This window comes from Streptomyces ochraceiscleroticus (genome assembly GCF_000720485.1).
Classification (GTDB): domain Bacteria; phylum Actinomycetota; class Actinomycetes; order Streptomycetales; family Streptomycetaceae; genus Streptomyces; species Streptomyces ochraceiscleroticus.
This window is the reverse complement of the sequence record NZ_JOAX01000009.1, coordinates 26662-44220: the sequence shown is the minus strand read 5'-3', so window position 1 is coordinate 44220 and position 17559 is coordinate 26662. Positions and strand designations below refer to the sequence as shown.

Annotated in this window: 17 protein-coding genes; 6 read left to right on the top strand and 11 right to left on the bottom strand. The window is 72.5% G+C overall.

The window, feature by feature from the left end:
* Window positions 1-76: 76 nt before the first annotated feature.
* Both IG84_RS0113770 and IG84_RS0113765 read left to right on the top strand, forming a co-directional pair.
* Entirely contained in the window at window positions 77-1231 is a 1155-nt protein-coding gene (locus tag IG84_RS0113770) for an LLM class flavin-dependent oxidoreductase (RefSeq protein ID WP_031055701.1), read from the top strand.
* Complete coding sequence (locus tag IG84_RS0113765) at window positions 1228-2595, top strand: MFS transporter (RefSeq protein WP_031055699.1); 1368 nt, start codon at window positions 1228-1230, stop codon at window positions 2593-2595. The genes IG84_RS0113770 and IG84_RS0113765 overlap by 4 nt, the downstream gene beginning before the upstream one ends.
* A 54-nt stretch (window positions 2596-2649) precedes the next feature.
* On the opposite strand, the gene IG84_RS41145 is transcribed toward IG84_RS0113765, so the two are convergent.
* The 6 genes from IG84_RS41145 to IG84_RS0113735 all read right to left on the bottom strand — a co-directional run bounded on the left by IG84_RS41145 (window position 2650) and on the right by IG84_RS0113735 (window position 6275).
* A complete protein-coding gene (locus tag IG84_RS41145; protein ID WP_157848872.1) occupies window positions 2650-2787 on the bottom strand; it encodes a hypothetical protein in 138 nt (45 codons plus the stop codon).
* A 170-nt stretch (window positions 2788-2957) separates the two neighbouring features.
* Window positions 2958-3314: an ArsR/SmtB family transcription factor gene (locus IG84_RS0113755; protein ID WP_425424029.1), complete on the bottom strand. Its 357-nt coding sequence runs from the start codon at window positions 3312-3314 to the stop codon at window positions 2958-2960.
* Window positions 3301-3723, bottom strand: coding sequence for a hypothetical protein (locus tag IG84_RS0113750; RefSeq protein ID WP_031055693.1), 423 nt, complete (start codon window positions 3721-3723; stop codon window positions 3301-3303). Before IG84_RS0113750 ends, IG84_RS0113755 begins: the two co-directional genes overlap by 14 nt.
* 71 nt (window positions 3724-3794) lie before the next feature.
* Complete coding sequence (locus IG84_RS0113745; protein WP_245659348.1) at window positions 3795-4820, bottom strand: WD40 repeat domain-containing protein; 1026 nt, start codon at window positions 4818-4820, stop codon at window positions 3795-3797.
* Entirely contained in the window at window positions 4817-5839 is a 1023-nt protein-coding gene (locus tag IG84_RS0113740) for a CobW family GTP-binding protein (RefSeq protein ID WP_037800239.1), read from the bottom strand. The genes IG84_RS0113745 and IG84_RS0113740 overlap by 4 nt, the downstream gene beginning before the upstream one ends.
* 22 nt (window positions 5840-5861) lie before the next feature.
* Window positions 5862-6275: a Fur family transcriptional regulator gene (locus tag IG84_RS0113735; protein ID WP_031055686.1), complete on the bottom strand. Its 414-nt coding sequence runs from the start codon at window positions 6273-6275 to the stop codon at window positions 5862-5864.
* 217 nt (window positions 6276-6492) lie between these two features.
* On the opposite strand from IG84_RS0113735, the gene IG84_RS0113730 reads away from it, so the two are divergent.
* Both IG84_RS0113730 and IG84_RS0113725 read left to right on the top strand, forming a co-directional pair.
* On the top strand, window positions 6493-6972 hold the full coding sequence (locus IG84_RS0113730; protein ID WP_031055683.1) for an Lrp/AsnC family transcriptional regulator: 480 nt from the start codon (window positions 6493-6495) through the stop codon (window positions 6970-6972).
* A 24-nt stretch (window positions 6973-6996) separates the two neighbouring features.
* Window positions 6997-7698, top strand: coding sequence for an HAD family hydrolase (locus IG84_RS0113725; protein WP_031055680.1), 702 nt, complete (start codon window positions 6997-6999; stop codon window positions 7696-7698).
* Here the strand turns inward: IG84_RS0113725 and IG84_RS0113720 are convergent.
* The gene (locus IG84_RS0113720; RefSeq protein WP_031055677.1) at window positions 7646-9298 is read right to left on the bottom strand and encodes an AMP-binding protein; all 1653 of its coding nucleotides are present in this window, start codon (window positions 9296-9298) and stop codon (window positions 7646-7648) included. The two genes, IG84_RS0113725 and IG84_RS0113720, sit on opposite strands and share 53 nt — an antisense overlap.
* Window positions 9299-9300: 2 nt before the next feature.
* On the bottom strand, window positions 9301-10023 hold the full coding sequence (locus IG84_RS0113715; RefSeq protein WP_051861696.1) for a TetR/AcrR family transcriptional regulator: 723 nt from the start codon (window positions 10021-10023) through the stop codon (window positions 9301-9303).
* Window positions 10024-10098: 75 nt separating this feature from the next.
* Between IG84_RS0113715 and IG84_RS0113710 the strand changes: the two genes are divergently transcribed.
* The gene (locus tag IG84_RS0113710; protein ID WP_031055672.1) at window positions 10099-13305 is read left to right on the top strand and encodes an acetyl-CoA carboxylase family protein; all 3207 of its coding nucleotides are present in this window, start codon (window positions 10099-10101) and stop codon (window positions 13303-13305) included.
* A 254-nt stretch (window positions 13306-13559) separates the two neighbouring features.
* On the opposite strand, the gene IG84_RS0113705 is transcribed toward IG84_RS0113710, so the two are convergent.
* Window positions 13560-14651 carry an alpha/beta hydrolase family protein gene (locus tag IG84_RS0113705; protein WP_031055667.1) on the bottom strand — a complete coding sequence of 364 codons (1092 nt, stop codon included), beginning with the start codon at window positions 14649-14651 and terminating at the stop codon, window positions 13560-13562.
* Between the two features lie 84 nt (window positions 14652-14735).
* Between IG84_RS0113705 and IG84_RS0113700 the strand changes: the two genes are divergently transcribed.
* A complete protein-coding gene (locus IG84_RS0113700; protein WP_037800238.1) occupies window positions 14736-15701 on the top strand; it encodes an ArsR/SmtB family transcription factor in 966 nt (321 codons plus the stop codon).
* Window positions 15702-15777: 76 nt separating this feature from the next.
* Here the strand turns inward: IG84_RS0113700 and IG84_RS0113695 are convergent, their stop codons facing one another.
* Window positions 15778-16644: an AraC family transcriptional regulator gene (locus IG84_RS0113695; protein WP_031055662.1), complete on the bottom strand. Its 867-nt coding sequence runs from the start codon at window positions 16642-16644 to the stop codon at window positions 15778-15780.
* A 75-nt stretch (window positions 16645-16719) separates the two neighbouring features.
* Window positions 16720-17532: a phytanoyl-CoA dioxygenase family protein gene (locus IG84_RS0113690; RefSeq protein ID WP_031055660.1), complete on the bottom strand. Its 813-nt coding sequence runs from the start codon at window positions 17530-17532 to the stop codon at window positions 16720-16722.
* Window positions 17533-17559: the final 27 nt, after the last annotated feature.

Below are 17559 nucleotides of genomic sequence, written 5' to 3'. Positions count from 1 at the left end.
GGCGCACCGTCATGTCCTGCGCCGGGCCGCCGTGCCCTGCCGGGACGTGACCCGCCGCCCTTCCCCGGAGTCCTCGATGTCTTCTGCCCTGACGTTCCATTGGTTCCTGCCCACGACCGGTGACAGCCGGCACATCGTCGGCGGCGGCCACGGCTCCTTGCCCGGCACCGCCGGCGGGGACCGGCCCGCCTCCGTCGAGTACCTCGGCCAGATCGCGCGCAGCGCCGAACAACTCGGTTTCGAAGGGGCGTTGACGCCGACGGGTGCGTGGTGCGAGGACGCCTGGCTGACCACGGCGATGCTCACGCAGGTCACCGAGCGGCTGAAGTTCCTCGTTGCGTTCCGGCCCGGCCAGATCAGCCCGACCCTGTCGGCGCAGATGGCCGCGACCTACCAGCGGCAGTCGCACGGCCGGCTGCTGCTCAACGTCGTGACCGGCGGCGAGTCGGCGGAGCAGCGCGCGTACGGCGACTTCCTCGACAAGGACCAGCGGTACGCGCGCACCGGCGAGTTCCTGGACATCGTGCGGCGGCTGTGGGACGGCGAGACGGTCGACCACCACGGCGAGCATCTGCGGGTCGAGGGCGCCAAGCTCAACCGGCTGCCCGACCCGACGCCCCGGGTCTACTTCGGTGGCTCCTCGCCCGCGGCCGGTGAGGTGGCAGCGCGGTACACCGACGTGTACCTGACCTGGGGCGAGCCGCCGCAGCAGGTGAAGCAGAAGATCGACTGGATCCGGTCGCTGGCCGCCGCGCAGGGCCGCGAGGTGCGGTTCGGCATCCGGCTGCACACCATCAGCCGGGACACCTCGGAGCAGGCGTGGGCCGAGGCCGAGCGGCTGCTGAAGGGGATGGACCCCGAGCGCATCAAGGCGGTGCAGCAGGGCCTGGCGACCAGCGAGTCCGAGGGCCAGCGCCGGATGCGCGAGCTGCACAACAGCGGGTCCAGCGACAAGCTCGAGATCTACCCCAACCTGTGGGCGGGCGTCGGGCTGGTACGCGGTGGCGCCGGCACGGCACTGGTGGGCAGCCACTCCGAGGTCGCGGACCTCATCGAGGAGTACGCCCGGCTGGGCATCGAGGAGTTCGTGCTCTCCGGTGTGCCGCACCTGGAGGAGGCGTACTGGTTCGGCGAGGGCGTGCTGCCGCTGCTGGAGCGGCGCGGCCTGTGGCAGCACCCGGCCGGTCCGCGCACGACCGAGGCGGGCATCGTCCCGTTCGCCGGCCGATGAGCCCGGTACCCGCGCCCTCGCAGGCGCCACCGCATCCGGATGAGCAGCAGGCAGGCGCCCCGCCGACCCGGCTGAAGACCGTGGTGCTCGCCAGTCTGCTGGGCACCACCGTCGAGTGGTACGACTTCTTCCTGTACTCGACGGCCGCCGGGCTGGTCTTCAACAAGCTGTTCTTCCCGACGGCGAACGGCACGGTCGGCACGATGCTGTCGTTCGCGACGTTCGCCGTGGGCTTCGTCGCCCGCCCGGTCGGCGGGCTGCTGTTCGGGCACATCGGCGACCGGATCGGCCGCAAGCGCACCCTCGCCTTCACGATGGGACTGATGGGCGTCTCCACGGCGCTGATCGGCCTGTTGCCCACGTACCAGCAGGTCGGGCTGCTCGCCCCCGCACTGCTCCTGATCCTGCGTGTCGCGCAGGGCGTGGCGCTGGGCGGCGAGTGGGCGGGGGCGGTCCTGCTGGCGGTCGAGTACGGACCCGAGGGCCGCAAGGGCCGGTTCGGCAGCTATCCGCAGATCGGTCTGGCGCTCGGACTGGCCCTGGGCACCGGTGTGTTCGCGTTGCTGAACGATGTGCTGAGCGACGCCGCGTTCCTCGGTTACGGGTGGCGGATCGCCTTCCTCGTCAGCCTGGTGCTCGTCGGGGTCGGCCTGACCGTACGACTGAAGATCGACGAGACGCCGGCCTTCCGGGCCGTCCGGCGACTGCAGGAACTGCCGCGCTCCGCGCCCCTGGTGGAGCTGGTCCGCGAGCCCGCAGCGCGTCGGCACGTCCTGCTCGGCATGCTGGCGCGGTGGGGCGAAGGGGCTGCCTTCAACACCTGGGGTGTCTTCGCGATCACCTATGCGACGGGGACGCTCGAGCTGGACCGTACGCCGGTACTGCTCGCGGTGACGGCCGCCGCGCTGGTCATGGCCGTACTGATACCGGTGTCCGGTGCGGCGGTCGACCGGCTGGGCGCGCGCCGCGTCTACCTCGCGGGCATGGGCGCCTTCGCCGTCTCGGTCTTCCCGGCGTTCTGGCTCTTCGGCACGGGCGGGGCGTGGGCGTTCGCGGTGGCGCTGCTGATCGCGCTGGGGATCGTGCACGCGTCGTTCTACGGTGCGCAGGGCACGCTGTTCGCCGCGCTCTTCCGTACCCCCGTCCGGTACACAGGCATGTCGTTCGTCTATCAGATGTCGGGCATCTTCGCCTCGGGGATCACGCCGTTGATCATGACGGCGCTACTGGCCCTGGGAGCGGGCACACCGTGGCTGGCCTGCGGCTATCTCGCCCTGACCGGCCTGGTGAGCATGGTGGCGACCGCCCGGCTCCGAGACTCGGACCTGCACGTCCCGACCGGTCGGGCGCTGAGCGCCCAGTAGCGCTTCGGGCACACGCAGGCCACGGCGGGGCCTGCGGGCGCCGGCCGCGTCGCCTCACGCGGTCGCCATCGCCGCTTCCGTACGGTGCTTGCGTACGTACGCGGTGTACAGATCGATGACGAACCGCGTGAGGATCGCCTCGGCGATGGCAAGACCGGCCTTCGCCAGCACCGCGCAGAGAACTTCACTCACCGGGATCACACTCCTGCCGCATCGTTTCCGCTCGTGTCCGCGCGGCTTCCGGCGGGAGGCCGCGGCGGTCCCTGTCCTTCCATCCATGCCCTGGTGAGGTGACGTGGGGGTGACTCGGAACCAATGCGCGGTGACGCCGAGGTGAATTGCCGGGCCGCCGGACACCGGGCTCAAGGCATGCCCCGCAGGCCCAGCCGGAGGTGTTCGGTGTGGTGCAGGGCCTCGTCGAGGAGCTGGGCGACATGGTCGTCGTACAGCCGGTAGACGATGCGCCGCCCTTCTCGGTGGCCGCTGACCAGCCCAAGAGTGCGCAGCAGGCGCAACTGGTGGGAGACGGCTGACTGGGCCATGCCGATCTCCGCGGCGAGCTCGGAGACCGGGTGCGGGCGGTTCCGCAGCGCGGCGAGGATCAGCAGCCGGGAGGGGGCGGCCAGGGCCTGCAGGGTGGCCGCGACGACCGTTGCGGTCGCCGCGTCCAAGGCCACCCCCTCCTCCTCTTCGCCGATGTCCGCGTCAGCGGCGGGCACGGCCGCGCCTGCCTGCCGCCCGGCCCTGCCGCGCCGCACCCGGTGGCCGGATGAACTGCAGCTCCAGCGCGGGCGGCGGCGCGGCGATGCCGGGGCCGCCGTCGGCCGCCCACCGCAGGACGTCCTCGGTGGCGTCGTCGCTCATCGCGAAGCCGATCCAGGCGGCCCGGCCGCCGTTCCGCCGCCCCGCTCCCGACGGCTGTACGACGAGGACGTTGGCCTGGTCGCAGGGGCCGAGGCAGTCGGTCGTACGGACCGCAAGGCGGCCTTCGGAGGCGCGGGCCGCCGCGCGCAGCCGGGCGAGCTGTCCGTCGTGGTCGAAGCCGCGGTGCTTGCGCGCGTTGCCGCAGCAGCAGCCCCGGCAGACGACCAGGGTGCACGGCCGGTCGCGGGCGGCGCCGACCACCACCTGCGCCGCCGTGTCGGCGCGCGCGGCGAGTTCCTGGCGCCGTGCCGCGGCCGCGCGCCCGGCGGGGCGGCTCACAGCGTCACCCCCGGCGGCACCTGTACGGCCCGTACCGCACCGTCCCGGTACGCCGCGACCAGCAGTTCGGAGCCGGCCCAGGCCAGCGCGGTGACCGCCGACCCGCCGGGCACCGTGCGGGCCGGGGACAGCCTGGCCTGCGCGCGGCCCGACGTCGCGTGCCAGAGCGCGAGCGTGCCGTCGTCGCCGCCGGTGGCGAGATGGCCGGCGCCGCCGGGCCGCCAGGCCAGTGCGGTGACCTTCCGGTGCGCGCTCAGCGAGCGCGGCGCCGTACCGGCGGGCCCCTTGCCGGAGAAGTCCCACACGGTGACGTCCGGTGCGCCGTCGGCGGCGAGCCAGAAGCCGGTGTCGTCGAACGCGAGCCGGGAGACCTTCTCGCGGTAACCGGACATGGTCAGTTCGCTGCCGTCGCGGGTGCGCCAAATATGGATCGAGGCGTCCTGGTTGCCGCTGCAGATCCAGCGGCCGGTGGGCGCCACGGCCAGCGCGAGGTGCGAGCCGACGTACGGATAGGTGACCACGGGCGCCGCGGTGTGCCGCTCGTGGCAGCGCACCGCTCCGTACGCCGCGACCGCGAGCCGCCGGCCGTCGCGCAGCCAGGCCAGGTCGGTGACGGTGCTGGGGGCCGGTTCGGTGGCCCAGAGCTGCTCGCCCCGCGCGTCCAGGACCAGCGCCTGCCGGCCGCGGGCCACGGCGAACCGCTGCCCGCCCGCCCATACGGCGGTGGCCGACCAGGCGCCCGTCTCGGTCAGTACCGTACGGCCGGTGTCCCGGTCCTGTACGCCGTAGCCGGTGGGCCCGGTGGCGACGAGGTGGCGGCCGTCGGGCGAGAGCGCGACGGACAGCGCGCCGCCGGGCAGTTCGAGCGCGGACCGTACCGCGCCGGTGGCGGTGTCCACGGTCCAGACGCGGCCGTCGGCGCCGGCCACCGCGGCGGTCCCGGCCCGTACGGAGAGCGCGACGGGCGCATCCTCGACGGTGGTTTCCCAGGCGAGCGGCACACCAACGGCGGGGGCGGTCACGCGGCGGCTCCCGCGGTGGTCAGACAGCCGGACAGGCCCTGCTCCAACTGGTCGCGGTCCAGTCCGCGGCCAATGAAGACCAGCTTGCTCCGCCGGGTCTCGGCCGGCTGCCACTCCCGCCCGAACTGCCCGTCGAGCAGCATGTGCACGCCCTGGAAGACGTACTGTTTCGGGGACCCGGCGAGGGCGAGGATGCCCTTGGAGCGGAAGATGTCCGCGCCCTTGGTGCGCAGCAGCGCGCCGAGCCACCGGTTGAGCCGGGCCTCGTCCAGCTCGCCGGTCAGCTCGAAGCCGACCGAGGTGACGCTGGTGTCGTGCTGGTGCTCGGTCTCGGTGAGGAACTCCGGGTCGTCCTTGAGCACCCGCGCCAGGTCGAACGCGCCGACGTCCATGACCTCCTTGAGGTCCACCGCCGCGTGTTGGGCGGGGATGATCTGTACGGCGGCGTTGATCGCCCGGATACGGGAGACGACCTCCGCGACCGTCGTCTCGTCCACCAGGTCCGTCTTGTTGAGGACGATCCGGTCAGCGAAGGCGACCTGCTCCACGGCCTCGTTCTCCACGCCCTCGGGCTTCACCTCGTCCAGGTGCTGGATCGCGTGGGCCGCGTCGACGAGCGTGACGATGGCGTCCAGCCGCAGTTGGGCGGCGATCTCGTCGTCCATGAAGAAGGTCTGCGCGACGGGCGCCGGATCGGCCAGCCCGGTGGTCTCGATCAGGATGTGGTCGAACTTCTCGCGGCGGCGCATCAGCGCGCCGAGGATGCGGATGAGGTCCCCGCGCACGGTGCAGCAGATGCAGCCGTTGTTCATCTCGAAGATCTCTTCTTCGGCGTCGAGCACGAGCGCGTCGTCGATGCCGACCTCGCCGAACTCGTTCTCGATGACGGCGATCTTCATCCCGTGCTGCTCGGTGAGGATGCGGTTGAGCAGGGTGGTCTTGCCGGAGCCGAGAAAGCCGGTCAGTACGGTGACGGGCACCCGGCCGTCACGTGCGGCGGCATCGGCGATTTCGCTCATGGGGCGTCCTTCTGAGGAGGTGTCAGTGGGCGGTGGGCCGGCAGCGGCCGCAGACGCCGGTCAGTTCGACGGTGTGCTCGACATCGGTGAACCCACTTGTCTCGCCGATGCGTTCGGCCCACCGCTCGACCACGCGCGAGTCGACCGGCCGGCTGCGACCGCAGTCGCGGCACAGGAGGTAGTGCTGATGGCCGGCGGTGCTGCGTCTGCGGTAGAGCCGTTCGCCCGTCCCGTCCCGCACGACGTCCACCTGGCCGGTGGCCTGGAGCTGATGGAGCGCGCGGTAGACCGTCGTGAGGCCGACCGCGCAGTCCGCGGTGACCAGACGGGCGTGCAGCATCTGGGCCGAGACGAAGTCCTGGCAGTTACCGAGCGCACGCAGCACCGCGGCCCGCTGCGGGGTGTTCCGCGTCGGCGAAGACTTGGCACCGGTCATGCGGAAGAGCGTAAATGAAAATGAATTCCATGTCCATGTGAGGGGCTGTTCATATATCCCGGCCCCGTCCGCTCGTCACGGCCGCGCCCACTCGCCACGGTCGCGCCCGCCCCGCTGTCGCAGGCCGCGGCGGCACACCGCAGACTGGAGGCGGCGACCGACCGGCACCGCAGGCACCACCCGTAAGACCGCACCACCCGTGAGGAGGCCGTTCACCATGGCCGTGGACGCACTCGACGCCCGGATCCTCCGGCTGCTGCTGGAGCAGCCGCGGACGAGCGTGCGGGAGTACGCGCGCATCCTCGGCGTCGCGCGCGGCACGGTGCAGGCGCGCCTGGACCGGCTGGAGCGGGACGGTGTGATCACCGCGTACGGGCCGCGGCTCTCCCCCGCCGCGCTCGGGCACCCGGTCACCGCCTTCGCGCACATCGAGGTCACGCAGGGGCACCTGGAGGAGGTCGCGGCCCTGCTGGCCGAGGTGCCGCAGATCATCGAGGCGTTCTCGACCACGGGCGGCGGGGACCTGCTGGCCAAGGTGGTGGCGCGGGACGCGGCGCATCTGGAGGACGTGATCCAGCAACTGATCAACATGCCGGGGGTGGTGCGGACGCGTACCGAGGTGGCACTGCGCGAGCGCGTGCCGCACCGGCTGCTGCCGCTGGTGGAGGACGTCGGCGGGGCCGCGGCGGCGCGCTGACCGCGGGCTTGGCATGCTGGGGGCATGAGCACCGAGGCCCCCTCCCGTACGCCCGTCATCTTCGACCTCGACGGCACCCTGGTCGACAGCGAGCCCAACTACTACGAGGCGGGGCGGCGGCTGCTCGCCCGGTACGGGGTCGAGGACTTCACCTGGGAGCACCACACGCGGTTCATCGGCATCGGGACGCGCGAGACGCTGGAGATCCTGAAGACGGAGTACGGGATCGAGGCGCCGGTGAGCGAGCTGCTGGCCGGGAAGAACGCGATCTATCTGGAGCTGGCCGGGGCGCAGACCGAGGTCTTCCCGGAGATGCGGGCCTTCGTGGAGCAACTGCACGCGGCAGGGCATCCGGTCGCGGTGGCGTCCGGCTCGTCCCGGGCCGCGATCGACGCCGTACTGAAGGGCACGGACCTGGACGCGATGCTCAGCACGCGGGTATCGGCCGAGGAGGTGGGGCGCGGCAAGCCGGAGCCCGATGTCTTCCTGGAGGCGGCCCGGCGGCTGGGGGTGGCGCCGGAGAGCTGCGTCGTGATGGAGGACGCAGCTCCCGGTGCGGAGGCCGCGCGCCGCGCCGGGATGCGGTGCATCGCGATCCCGTACGTGGCGGAGACCGCCGGGGACCCGGCGTTCGAGGCCGCCGGGCTCCTCTTCAGGGGCGGTCAGCCGGAGTTCACGGCGCGGGCCGCGTACGCATGGCTCGCTCGGCCAGCTCCGTCTTCTTGATCTTTCCGGTGGCGGTGAGCGGCAGCTCCGCGGTCAGTTCGATGGCGGGCAGCTTGTAGGCGGCCATGGCCGCGCCCGCCCACTCCGTCAGGGCCTCGGCGGTGAGCGCGCTGCCTGGGACGGTGCGGACGTAGGCGTACGGGCGCTGGCCGCGGCGCTCGTCCGGTACGGCCACGACGGCCGCTGCCAGCACGTCCGGGTGCCGTCCGAGCAACGTCTCCACCTCCGTCGGGAAGACGCTCATGCCGTTCACCTTGATCATGTCCTTGTCGCGGCCGAGGTAGTGCAGGCAGCCGTCCTCGTCGAGGGAGCCGATGTCACCGGTGTGCAGCCAGCCGTCGCGGAGTGCGGTCTCGGTGGCCTTGGGGGCGCGCCAGTACCGGGTGAGGACGGACGGGCCGCGGACGACGATCTCGCCGCGTTCGCCGAGCGGCAGCGGCTCACCGGTCGCGAAGTCCACGACCATGATGTCCGTGCCGGGGACGGGCAGCCCGCAGAAGGTGGGCTCGCTGTGCAGGTCGGCGTCGCCCTCCTGGAAGCCGAGGGTGGAGGTGTCGCTGGTGTGCGTCTCGGTCATGCCGTACGACGCCTCGCGCGGCACGCTGTGGTCGCCGACGGCGCGGCGCCAGCGGTCGCGTATCTCCGGCGTGAGCTTGCGGATGAAGGAGACGGTGAGCGGTGAGGTGAAGGCGGACAGGTCGCGCCCCGCGAGGTCCGGGTGGTCCAGGAGTTCGAGGTAGTTCTCCACCGTGCCGGCCATCGTGGCGACGCGGTACCGCTCCAGGCCGTCGAGGACGGCGGCCGGGTCCCAGCGCGGGAGCAGCACACTCGTGCCGCCGGAGACCAGTGGCGCGAGGATGCCCAGGTTCTCGCCCGCGATCCAGAAGATGGGCAGGTAGCAGAGGGAGACGATGCCTTCGGGGGCCGGTTCGGGGGCGCGGCCGGAGTCGATGGCGGTGGCCGTGTAGACCATGTGGCGCTGGGTGTGTTCGCAGCCCTTGGGCATGCCGGTGGTGCCGCCGGTGTAGTTGAGGGCGGCGAGCGCGTCGAGGTCGTCGGCGATCCGGCCGTGCGGGGCGTGCGCGAGCGCTTCGTCCCAGGCGTCGGTGTCGGCGAGGAGGACTTCGTGTACGGGGGTGTCCGCGCGTATCTCCTCGATGGCCGGGGCCAGTTCGGTACGGGAGATGACCAGGCGGGTGCCGGCGTCGGTCAGTTCGTGGCGGAGTTCGGCCGCCTTGAACATGGGGTTGACCGGCACGTGGACCGCGCCGAGGCGCAGTACGGCTAGCATCGCGACGAGGAACTGGGGGCAGTTGGGGAGGTGGACGCCGACCCGGTCGCCGGGCCGCACACCCTGCGCGGCCAGCCACCCGGCCAGCCGGTCGGACGTCTCGTCCAGTTCCCGGTAGGTCGTCTCCCGGCCTTCGAAGACGAGGGCCGGGCGGTCCGGGGCGGTGGTGGCCCAGTGGCGCACATAACCGGGCACGGTCCGCTCGCCGGCCCGGAGCCGGATGGCGTCCGGCTGCCGGCCGCTGCGGGCCCGTTCCTGTCGGGTGCGGAGATCGGTCAGGTAGTGCTCGATACGCGTCGCGCGGCTCACTGCTACTCCTCCGGTATCGCCTGGTGTCCCTCGTCGTCCTGCGGCGGTGCTGTGCGGTGCTGCGGCGTCCGTCCCGGGACGCCGAGCAGGTGCAGGTACATGGCGGTGACATCGCGTACGGCGGCGTCGTACGCGTCCGGGTCCTCCGCGACCAGTTGGGCGAACCGCACGCTCATCCCGCCCACCGCGTGTGCCACCGCCAACGGGTCGGCGACCGGCGCCAGTTGACCGGCCTCGGTCAGGCGGCGGATGTAGCGGGCGGTGCGCCGGGTGGGCCGGCGGTTGATCTCCTCCCACAGCTCGCGCAGCCCGTCGTCCCCCTGCGCCTGCTGCTCGATCAGGCGGAGCAATGGGAGGTGGGCGGCGTACGCGGCGAGGAAGGCGGCGGTGGAGTCGTGTGCGACGGCGCGGACGTCGTCGGGGTCGGTGTCCGGCACTTCCTGCGCGGCGAGGAAGGCGTCCCGTACGCGCACCGCGAGCACCTGGAAGATCTCGTCCTTGGACGCGAAGTAGACGTAGAACCCCGCGCGGGACAGCTCGGCCTCGGCGGCGATGTCGGCGATGGTGGCGGGCCCGTAGCCGCGGCGCGCGAAGACCGCCTCGGCGGCGTCCAGCAGCCGGTGGCGCACGGGCGTGTCGCTGCGGTCGCGGGCGGTGCGGGTCGCCCAGGGCCGGTGTCCGCGGCCGGGCGGCTGCTGGGCGGCGGACTCTTCATTGTTTGCCACGCCTCGACCATATTGACGTTGACGCCAATGTCAATGAGCATGACAGCGCCGTCTCAGCGTGGAGGTGCTTGCTCAATGGGGTCAGCCGTACTCGTCGCCAATCGCGGGGAGATCGCCGTCCGGGTGGTGCGTGCCGCAGCAGCGGCCGGACTGCGGAGCGTCGCGGTGTACGCCGAGGACGATGCGGCAGCCCCGCACGTCCGGCTCGCCGACGAGGCGCATCCGCTGCCCGGTTCCGGGCCCGCCGCCTACCTCGACGCGGCGGCCCTGCTGGCCGTCGCCCGGGAGGCCGACTGTGCGTACGTCCATCCCGGCTACGGCTTCCTCAGCGAGGACGCCGGCTTCGCACGGGCCTGCGCCGAGGCGGGCACCGTCTTCGTCGGCCCCTCCCCCGAGGTGCTCGGCCTCTTCGGTGACAAGGCACGGGCCCGGGCGCTCGCGCAGTCCCTGGACGTACCGGTCCTGCCGGGCACCAGCGGCCCGACGACGCTGGAGGAGGCTCGCGCCTTCCTGACCGAAGGGCCCGGCGCGGGCGGCCCGGTGATGGTCAAGGCGCTCGGCGGGGGCGGCGGGCGCGGGATGCGACGGGCACGGGACGCGGCCGAGCTGGCCGAGGTGTGGGAGCGCTGCCGCTCGGAGGCGGTGCAGGGCTTCGGGCGCGGCGAGCTGTACGTCGAGCGGCTGCTGACCGGAGCGCGCCACATCGAGGTGCAGGTCATCGGCGATGCGACCGGCGCGGTCACGCATGTGTGGGAGCGGGACTGCTCTGCGCAGCGCCGTCACCAGAAGCTCATCGAGATCGCGCCCGCGCCCGCACTGCCCGTATCCGTCCGGGACCGGCTGCTGGAGTGCGCGCTGCGGATGGCCCGCGAGGTCGGTTACACGGGCGTGGGCACCTTCGAATTCCTCGTGAGCGGCGAGGAGTACCACTTCATGGAGGCCAATCCGCGGCTCCAGGTGGAGCACACCGTCACCGAGGAGGTGACGGGCGTGGACCTGGTCGACGCGCAGTTGCGGCTGGCGGCCGGGGCGACGCTGGCCGATCTGGGGCTGGCCGACGGGCCGCCCGCGGCGCGTGGCTTCGCCGTACAGGCGCGGGTCAACGCCGAGGTGGCGGCGGCGGACGGTACGGTACGCGGCTCGGCCGGCACGCTGACCCGCTTCGAGGTGCCGACCGGGCCGGGGGTGCGGGTGGACACCGGTGCGCGCGGCGGGCTGACCGTCGGCGCGCGGTACGACCCGCTGCTGGCGAAGGTCGTCACGCGCGTGCCCGTACCGGACTTCGCCGCGGCCTGCGAGCGGTCCCGGCAGGCACTCGCGGAATTCACGGTGGAGGGCGTACGGACCGGAATCCCGCTGCTGCGGGCGGTGCTTGGCCACCCGGAGTTCGCGGCGGGCGGCACGGACACCTCCTGGGTGACGGAGCATCTGCCCGAGCTGGTCGCCGGGCACGACGAGCCGGCGGCAGCGGAGACCGACGAGGACGGCGCGGTCGTCGCGCCCATGGCCGGTACCGTCGTCACCGTGGCCGTGGCGCCCGGCGAGACCGTGCCGGCGGGCGCACAGCTCCTCGTCCTCGAAGCGATGAAGATGGAGCACGTGGTGACGGCGCCGACCGCCGGGATCGTGCGCTCCGTACGGGCAGCGGTCGGCGACACGGCCGCCGAGGGACAGTCGCTGGTGGTACTTGAGCCGGTCGCGGGCGATGCGGCAGACGAGGCGGCCGCCGCGGAGGCCGACCCGGACGCCATCCGTCCGGACCTCGCGGAGACGCTGGCCCGGCACGCGGTCGGCCTGGACGCGCAGCGCCCGGAGGCGGTCGCCAAGCGCCACAAGCTCGGCCGCCGGACGGCACGCGAGAACATCACCGACCTGTGCGACGAGGGGAGCTTCACCGAGTTCGGCGCGCTGGCCATCGCCGCGCAGCGCCGTCGCCGCTCCCTGGACGACCTGATCGCCTCGACCCCGGCCGACGGCATGGTCACCGGTACAGGGACGGTCGACGGCGCGCCGTGCGTGGCGATGTCGTACGACTACACCGTGCTGGCCGGCACCCAGGGCCACAACAACCACCGCAAGACCGACCGCCTGCTGGGCGTGGCCGAGCAACGAAAGCTGCCCGTCGTCCTGTTCGCGGAGGGCGGCGGCGGCCGCCCCGGCGACACCGACACCGCCTCGATCGCCGGGCTGAACGTCATGACGTTCCAACAGATGGGACGGCTGAGCGGCCTCGTCCCGCTGGTCGGCATCGCGTCCGGGCGCTGCTTCGCGGGCAACGCGGCGCTTCTGGGCTGCTGTGACGTGGTGATCGCGACGCCCGAGGCGTCGATCGGGATGGGCGGCCCGGCGATGATCGAGGGCGGCGGTCTCGGCGTGTACGCGCCCGAGGAGGTCGGCCCGCTGTCCGTGCAGGTCCCGAACGGCGTGGTGGACATACCGGTCGCGGACGAGGCCGAGGCGGTCCGCACGGCCAAGCGCTATCTCTCGTACTTCCGCGGCCCGGCCGAGGAGTGGGAGGCGCCCGATCCGCGGCTGCTGCGGCACGCCATCCCCGAGAACCGGCGCCGGGCCTACCCCGTGCGCCGGGTGATCGACGGGCTCGCGGACACCGGTTCGGTGCTGGAGTTGCGGGCCGGGTTCGGTACGGGCGTGGTGACGGCCCTGGTACGGGTCGCGGGCCGCCCGATGGGCCTGGTGGCCAACAACCCCGAGCACCTGGGCGGCGCGATCGACCGGGACGCGGCCGACAAGGCGGCCCGCTTCCTCCAGCTCTGCGACGCGTTCGGCCTGCCGGTCCTCGCACTGTGCGACACCCCCGGCTTCATGGTCGGCCCGGACGCCGAACGGGACGCCACCGTACGGCACTTCTCCCGCCTCTTCGTCACCGGCGCCAACCTCCGCGTCCCGGTGGTGTCGCTGATCCTCCGCAAGGCGTACGGACTCGGCGCGATGGCAATGATGGGCGGCTCGACCCGCGCCCCACTGGCCACCGCGGCCTGGCCGACGGGCGAGCTGGGCGGCATGGGCCTGGAGGGCGCGGTACGACTGGGCTACCGCAAGGAACTGGAGGCCATCACGGACCCGGACGAGCGCCGGCACGCATTCGAGACCCGAGTCGCCGAACTGTACGAACACGGCAAGGCACTGAACGCGGCCGCGGCCCTGGAGATCGACGCCGTCATCGACCCGGCGAATTCGCGGGACTGGATCGCCGCGGCACTGGAGGGATATCGGGCGGAGGAACTGGCGGCGGGCGGGCGGGGGTTCGTGGATACGTGGTGAGCGGCACGCGTCGGGGTCGCCGCTGTATGTCTGCGTGGGCATGGCCAGTCTTCCGCATCACCGCGGTGAGCATCGCCGTGCACCTGGGCTCCGCCATCCGCTCCAGCAGCGGCACCTTCGCCCCCAGCGCGTACCGGGCCAGCGCGGCCGGAACAGGCCGATGTACCGCAGCGTGCACACCTGGAGTGCGGAGCCGAGCCTGCGCGAGATGGGAGAACACTCTCCGATCCACTGGCCGCCTGTTCATCGTCCCGCTACCACAGATGGCGGGCGAAGAAGGCCCCCACCCGGCGCCGTACCTCAGCGAGTGTCACCACCGGGTTGCCGGTGCCGACGAGCGTGGCCCGCGCCGTCGCTGTCACGAGACCGGCGCTCTGGAGCCGCGGGACGAGCGAGCCGTAGTCGGTGAACGCCCAGTGGTTCGCGTCGGCGAGTAGCGCGCGGCGGCCGGGCAGGCTTGCCCAGGAGGACTCGATACGGGCGGCGCCCTCGAATCTTTCGGTGCGGAACAGCAGCAGCGGCCGGTCGTAGCCGACCGGTGCCGGGTACAGGTCGAGATAGCCCTCCAGGTTCACCACCGCGCCGATCCGGCGGTCGCCACAGGCCGCGTACACCGCCGCCGTGCCGCCTGCGGAGTGCCCGTACAACCCGATCCGGGCCGAGTCCATGACCGGGGCGAGCGGCAGGCCGCTGAGCCGGTCCAGGACCAGGCGGAGGTCCGCGATCCGAGTGTCTGCCATCGTGCGGAAGGTCACCGGATCCGGCGGTCCGGTCAGGACAGTCGTCCGCATCCCGGTCGGCAGCTCCACCTGAGAAGCGTCACCGGGGTGGTCGACGAGAACAACCACCCGGCCGTGACTCGCCAGGTCCTCGGCGAGGCTTGTGCCGAGCGTGCGGGAGTCGCCCCCGCCCGGTGAGTACACCAGCACCGGCCGCCGCCCGGGCAGCGGCGGCGCGCCCACGTACCCGTGGGTGAGGACCGCTCCCCAGTCCACCACTCCCGGCTCCGGCAGCCCCGGGTGGACGCGCGGCGCGTACTCGGCGAACACCCCGGCCTCGTCCAGGGTGAGTTGCGGAGCCCGGGAGAAGCCGCGTACCGATCGGGCCGGGTACAGAACGGTCAGCATCAACTCCCGCACGCCGCCCACCCACGGGTCGGTACGGGCAGGGTCCGCCAGATGGACCGTCTGCATGCCTACGGGGTACGGGCCGGCGGGCGCGGGCAGCCGGAGGAACGGGCCGCCACCGGAGGCGGACGCAGCCGTGGGCAGCAGGGCGGCGGCACTCCCGAATAGGGTGCCTTGCAGAAGAGTGCGTCGAGCCAGAAGAGTGCGTCGAGAAGTCATACGAACATCCTTGGGCTGGGGACCGTCACGACGCGAAGGTTCAGGCCCTGACCGAAAGGCCGGCACAGGACAGGAGCTGTGAGGGTGCTGCGACTCCACTTCACCGCGGAGGACTTCGCCCGGATCCGCTTCGCACCCCGCCCGGCGCCGCTCCAGGAGCTGCACGCCGCCCTGACGACAGCCGTGACCCAGCGTGGCGGGCCGCTGTTCGCACCGTGGCGCGGCCGTATCCTGCGCTCCCTTCCGGCCGCCACTGCCCCGCTCGCCGACCTGGTTCCCGCAGGCCGCCCGCCCTCCTTCCTCGACGTCCTCGGCGACACCATGGCCGACGGCTTCCAACAGATCCGCGCCACCAGCCCCGGCCTCATCCGCTCCGAGTTGGAGCGGGTCTACGGGGCGGTGCCTGCGCCTCGCTGGATCCACGGCCTGCACGCGGGCGACGAGACGGCCTGGCGCACCCTGCACCGTGCCCAGCAGTCGGCGTATGAGACGGTCCTCGCCCCGGTCTGGTCCGTCGTACAGGATCTGCACCGTGAGGAGTTCACCCGCTACGCCCTGGCTGTCGCCGAGCACGGCGTGGCCGCCACGCTGACCGGCCTGGCCCCGGGCAGCCGACTCCACGAAGGTGTGTGGGAATGGCCCGGGGCAGCGTCGGCCCGGGACGTCCGTCTCAACGGGCGCGGCCTTGTTCTGCTGCCGACCTTCCACCACCCGGCGGGCCCACTTCTTCAGGACACGCCGGGCCGTCCCGCAGTCCTGACGTACCCAGCCGGTCCCGGGCTCCCGCCCACCGCGGGGCGCCCGATCGTCCCCGTCGAGGCCCTGGCCGCCGTCCTGGGCCGCACCCGGCTCGACGTCCTGCGCCTCCTCGCCGAGCCTCACACCACGACATCCCTGGCCCGTGCCCTCCACGTCAGCAACGCGACAGCCTCATCCCACGCGGCGGCGCTCAGATCGGCAGGCATGGCGACGACGACGCGCACAGGCCGCTCGGTCACCCACCGGCGCACGGCTCTCGGCACACTGATCGCGGGTGGCGGGCCGCCGTAGTTCGCCGCGGCCCGGGGCCGGGCAGCAGGTCGCGGGCCGCGCGGATGACTTCCTCGGTGGGGGCATGCCGCTGTGTTCACCCGTGCTCGGGCTCCACCGGGAGCCACAGTTCGGCGTCGGCCTCGGTCTTCTCCGGCGACAGGCGGGTGCGCAGGATCTCAGGGCCGGTGCGGGTGCGATACGGGTTCGACGGGAACCACTCGGTGAACACGTCCCGCCACAGCTCCTGGATGGCTTGCGGTGCCGGCCCGGAGGTGGTGAAGACCGCCCAGGTGCCGGCCGGGACGGGCAACGTGGTCGTGCCCTCCGGCGGGGCCGCGGAGGTGATCACCCCGTGGTAATAGTCGAGTTCAGTGCCCTCGGCGCGGCTGGGGTCCATGCCGTCGCAGACTGCGACGATGCCGTGCGGCTCCTGGTCCGACAGCTTCTCCAGGCGCTCCAGAGTCTGCGGGTCGCTCCCATGGACAAAGTCCATGATCGCCTGGTTCGGGCCCGCATGCACCAGCGGTACCCGGGTCTTGAGCCCGACGACGGTGAAGTCCGCCTTGTCCACGACGCGGTACCGCATGCTGCTGCTCCCTTCAATGGTGAGGCGGAAGGCCATCCGGGACTGGGAGTTGAGCGCGGCGCCGGTACGCCGGGCCTCGCCCGGCCCGATGCCGTGCATGGCACGGAACGCCCGCGCGAACGCCTCGCCGGAGCTGTAGCCACAGCGCACCGCGATCTCCAGCAGCGTCTCGCGCCCCACGAGTACTTCGGCGCCCGCGAGGGTGAGCCGGCGGCGCCGGACGTACTCCGACAGCGGCATGCCCGCGAGCGCGGAGAACATCCGGCGCAGGTGGTGCTCCGAGGTGGCCGCGATGCGTGCCAGCTCGGCCACGTCTAGGTCCTGGTCGAGATGGCGCTCGATGTGCTCCATGGCCTGGTTCAGCCGCTCCAGCATGCCCGGCCTCCTCCCTTTTCCCCTTTTCACAACCATTTTCACGACCGCCTTGCCGGCGATGGTCGTGAAGCATGTCTACCCGGCGCTGTGGTCGGTGCCGTCCCCGTCCGGACCGGGGGTGTCCTGTCCCAGGCCCCGGCGGATCGCAATCTCCACGGGTGAGTACGCGCCGTCGGCCCGTTCCAGTTCGTACGGCGTGGCCGGCATCAGCGGCGGCTGGGCCATGAAGCGCGGCCGCACCCCATGGTGCGGTAGCGCCGCGTGCACCAGGAACGGATGGCACAGGAAGACGTCGCCCGGGGACCCGGTGGCGAGGGCGAGTGGCCGGTGGTCGGACGCCGCCACCAGGTCGGGGGCGAGGGCCGGCCCGCTCGCCCCGTCCTCCCCGTAGTTCTCCAGCACCTTCGGCACGTCGAGGTGCGAGCCGACCCGGATCCGGGTCGGGGCGTCCTCCTCACCGACCTCGCTGAACAGGAACAGCATCAGCAGCGCCCGGCCCTGGGAACGCAGGTTCGTGAAGTACCAGCTCTCGCCCTCCGGCAGATAGCTGCCCTCGATGTGCCAGCCCGCGTCGTCCGGCTCCTCCTCGTGTGGGAAGCGCAGCGGGAACGTGCCCAGCGAGTAGCGCGGTTCCCAGCGTCCCGCGCCGACGAGCAGGTCGTACGCATGATGCAGAGACGGGGAGTTGGGTGCGGCGGCGAACGGTCCCTGCGCCATGCCGCCCACCCAGTGCACGGGCTGCGTCCACGTCGAAGGGGCGTCCGGGGCGCAGCCCGTCTCGCGCCACAGCAGCCGCGCGCAGTCCGTGGCCACGCGCGGGGCGACGGCGCCCTCCACCTTTACGAAGCCGTCGCGGAGGAAACGGGATACCAAGGTCGTGTCATCCATGCCCCCATCGTGCGGTGGCACCGCCCC